The 3,655-nt window shown below is 57.0% G+C and carries 2 protein-coding genes and 1 pseudogene; all 3 read right to left on the bottom strand.

Annotation, left to right across the window (positions count from 1 at the left end):
• On the bottom strand, nucleotides 1–349 hold a 349-nt coding region (locus tag AAY47_RS22970; protein ID WP_235428415.1), incomplete at its 3' end, for a tyrosine-type recombinase/integrase.
• Between the two features lie 73 nt (nucleotides 350–422).
• Entirely contained in the window at nucleotides 423–647 is a 225-nt protein-coding gene (locus AAY47_RS22965) for a hypothetical protein (RefSeq protein ID WP_053014352.1), read from the bottom strand.
• Between the two features lie 218 nt (nucleotides 648–865).
• Nucleotides 866–3,636: pseudogene (locus tag AAY47_RS18755) on the bottom strand (CHC2 zinc finger domain-containing protein).
• Nucleotides 3,637–3,655: the final 19 nt, after the last annotated feature.

Here is a 3,655-nt window from a genome sequence, read left to right as displayed (position 1 = left end):
GTTGTGGCCTGACGTTGACCAGATAGCGTTTCAGCCAGCCCAGCGCCCGCTCACCGACAGGCACAACCCGATCTTTATTCCCTTTGCCCTGATTTACCACTACCGCACCACGTTCGAAGTCGATGTCGCCCCGCTGAAGCTGGCGCAGCTCCATGCGCCGGATGCCGCTGCTCCAGAGGATTTCCAGCATCACCCGGTTGCGAAGTCCCAACACACTCTGATCGTCAAGGCTCTCCAGCACCTGTGTGGTTTCCCGTTCACTCAGGATCTGCGCCGGCAGCCGCTTTTCTTCTTTCGGCAACACCATCTGCTCGGCCGGGTTGTAGAGGATGTGATGGCGTTGCAGCAACCAGCGGAACCACAGCCGCAGGGCGATCAGCCGTTCCCGCTGACCGTTATTGCCGTAAGGCTGACCATCGGCTTTACGGTAAAGCCCGCAGATACCGCTGCCAGCTTTCCAGTAGCACCAGTGTGACCTGTGCGGGGTAACGAACCGTACGCTGTTCGCACCAGTCGATAAAGGGCAGCAGGTAACTACGGTATGTTTCCCGCGTGCGGTCAGCCCGGCCTTGTGCCAGCAGCGTGTCGCACCACGCTTCGAGCTGCTGGCGCAGTGTGATCAGGGTGTTGTCGTGTGAAGTTATCATGCGGATTGTCCTTTTTGTTGTGGAAGCTATCCGGCAGTACGGTATGACGGGACGATGTTAATGTGTTGCCGGAACAGTGATTTTTGAGTTTGTCCAACTTGCGCGCTGTCAGCCCTGTCTGGCTGTGGTCTGATAGCGGTTTTGTCTGCCCCAACTTGATACCAACTTGAACCCAACTTGTGGGCAACTTGCGTTGTTTTCAGTCCAACTTGCGGTGATCATACGGGCACGATCAAACCGCTTAAGTGGGCGCTGTCGCCCTCGCCATCCCACAGCAGTTCGTATTGCAACAGATGCCCGCGACTGCCACCGTGGATCAGCAGGTATTCCATCTCAGCCAGTCGCTGACAATGCACTTTAAGCTGATTGTCACTCCATTGGGTGAAGTCGCGGATATTCCGCCGGGTAAAACGCACTTCTCGCAGCGTTTGCTGCCTGTCCGATGCCATTCCGTGCGCCATCTGCTGGATCAGTAATAACAGCTTGCGTGTCTGCGGCGGCATCTCGTCCAATGTCCGGCCTAAGATTTCATGGGCGAGCTGATTCGCCAGCCGGATATCATCTTTCGTCACTTCGATATATTCCAGTGTCTTGCCGCGATGTTCTGCCGTCTTGATGTCCCGCTGGTATTGGTGCAACAGCGCGATACTTTGAATGAGCGTCAGGTATTTCATATGGTCACGGCGGGTGCGGGTTTTGTCTGACATAAAGGTCAGTTGCGACGCATACGGATTGACCACATTCAAGGGTTTCAGCAGCCGCTGGGCGTTCTGATGAAGCTGTGTCAGATAGTCGCGCTCGTTTTCAGCCAGCAAGCCTGCCAGTGTCTGTTTCTGGCGCTGTAAAGCATGGATGGCTTCGGTCTGTTCGCGGGATTCATTCACCGTCAGCACCAGACAGCGATTGAGCAGTTCTTCGTCCACATCGATAGCGGTCGTCGTTAACATCAGCATCACCGGGCCTTTCACCGTGTAACTTTTGGTAACGAGGTTTCCGGTCGCTTCATCCTTGCCTGTACTCGCCATGGTCAGCTCGCCGTCTGACTGCAACAGCTTGAGTGCGTAAGCCGCCTGCCGCACGCCTTCTTCTTCCGCTATCGCTAAAATCTTGTGCTGGAGATGGGTTTCGCCCAGATAGAACAGACTTTGCCCGGTCATGGCGCTGTACTGGGTGCGCTCTTCTTCCGGCATCAGGTTCAGTACGGCATCCATCAGGCTGCTCTTGCCTGCGGCGCTGCTGCTCTGGATCAGGACGGCTAACGGTTTGGGTAACTTTCGGCTCACGGCAGCCAAAAAGCCTGCCAGTAAGTTAGTGGATTCGCCAACCACGCCACAGGCGGCTAAGTCAGCGGTAATACGGGCAGTCAGGTAAGGATCTTGCAGCAAGGCCAGCGCTGCCTTTTGTTCGGTGTCGCTCATTGTCGGCACATTGACCACTGATACCTTGCCGCCTTGCTGTTGCCATTGTTCAGCAGCCAGCAATACCTGCGCCAGCGAACGGCGCAGATCCGCTTCGCCCAGTCCCAGCTCAGTGGCGGCCAGTCGTGCATAACTCTGACGTGAGCGGGCGCTCATCAGATCAACGCCATCCGCGAACAACACCCCGCTTTGCGTGTCCAGCACCTGCGCATTGAGTTTCATCGCAGCGGAACCTGCCTTTACTGATCCCATGCCGCGCAGACACCATTGCAGTGTGCCGACTGACACGAGCAGCTCGCCATGCTCACCCGACTCACAGACCACATTCGGCGTCACGCGGGGCGCCGGTTCGGCGGCTAAAGGGGAAGCGGGTTCGGGTGCTGTGTCTGGCTCAGGTGTCTGGCGCTCTAGAGCCACCATATCCGCCGCCTCCTGCATTGGCACGGCACTCTCAATCAGCAGAGCAAAGGCGGTTTCGGGTTCGGCCATCTGACACAGATATTCATTGGCATCCCTGCCCGGTGGGAACACCACGCGCAAGGGCGTAATCCCTTTGGCAACCAGCGCTGCCGCCAGTTTCACCGCGGCATCATTGCCTGCGGTATCATTATCAAAGGCGATCAGCACCTGCTTAGTGCCGTGCTGCTCAAAGACCTGCCAGTGGTCAGCGGTCACACCATGCACCCCATAGGCCGCCGTGACATTGCGCTGCCCCGTCACCCAGAACGACATCGCATCAATGAGCGATTCACACAGGATAAGCGTCCTGGACGCACCCAGTGCGGCTTCATTCCAGACGCCTTGATGTGCGCCCGGCAGGTACAGATGACGGATAACCGACGCCCGCAGATCATCACTGATCATGCGCCCGGCAGGTACAGATGACGGATAACCGACGCCCGCAGATCATCACTGATCATGCGCCCGTACAGTTCGTGGATTTGCCCCTGTGTACCCATCACCGGCACAACCAGCGAACCGCGCAGATGCTCCCGCCCGTTCTCCCGCAGCACACCGACTGCTTGCAGACGGCGGCGGATCTCTGCTCCGGCCTTGTATTTACTGGGCGGCAGGCGGTAAGCAAGCGTTCGGTTGGCAAAGCCCAGCTTAAAATGGCTGACCAGCTCAGGATGATTGAGCCGCCGTCTGGACAGATACGCCTGAGCCTCCGGCGCAGTCAGCAAGGTATGGTGATAAAACTCAACCACCCGTGACAGCAACCCCTGTGGCCCGATGGCATCACTGGCCAGCTCTTCCGGTTGCACCAGCGGCTCAACCGCCGGATTGTGCCCCAGCACGGCCTTTAAGCGTTCGGCGGCATGACGCAGGCTTAAATTCTCCGTTTTCATTACCCAGTCGATCACCGAACCGCCCGCATCGCAGCCAAAGCAGTGATAAAGATTTTTTGATGGTGTGATCACCATTGAGGGCGTTTTTTCCTCATGGAACGGGCACAGCACTGTCATATCCTTGCCGCGCTTAAACAACTGCCGTCCTTGCTGCTCAATAATAGCCACTAAAGAGACGGCGGATTTCAGGTGCTGTAATTCTGAGTCGGGAATGCGAGCCATATCGTTATTCCTTTAAAAA

Source organism: Xenorhabdus griffiniae, from assembly GCF_001028135.1.
Lineage (GTDB): Bacteria > Pseudomonadota > Gammaproteobacteria > Enterobacterales > Enterobacteriaceae > Xenorhabdus > Xenorhabdus bakwenae.
Note: the sequence above shows the minus strand (reverse complement) of the source record. Positions and strands in the feature narration are given on the sequence as shown.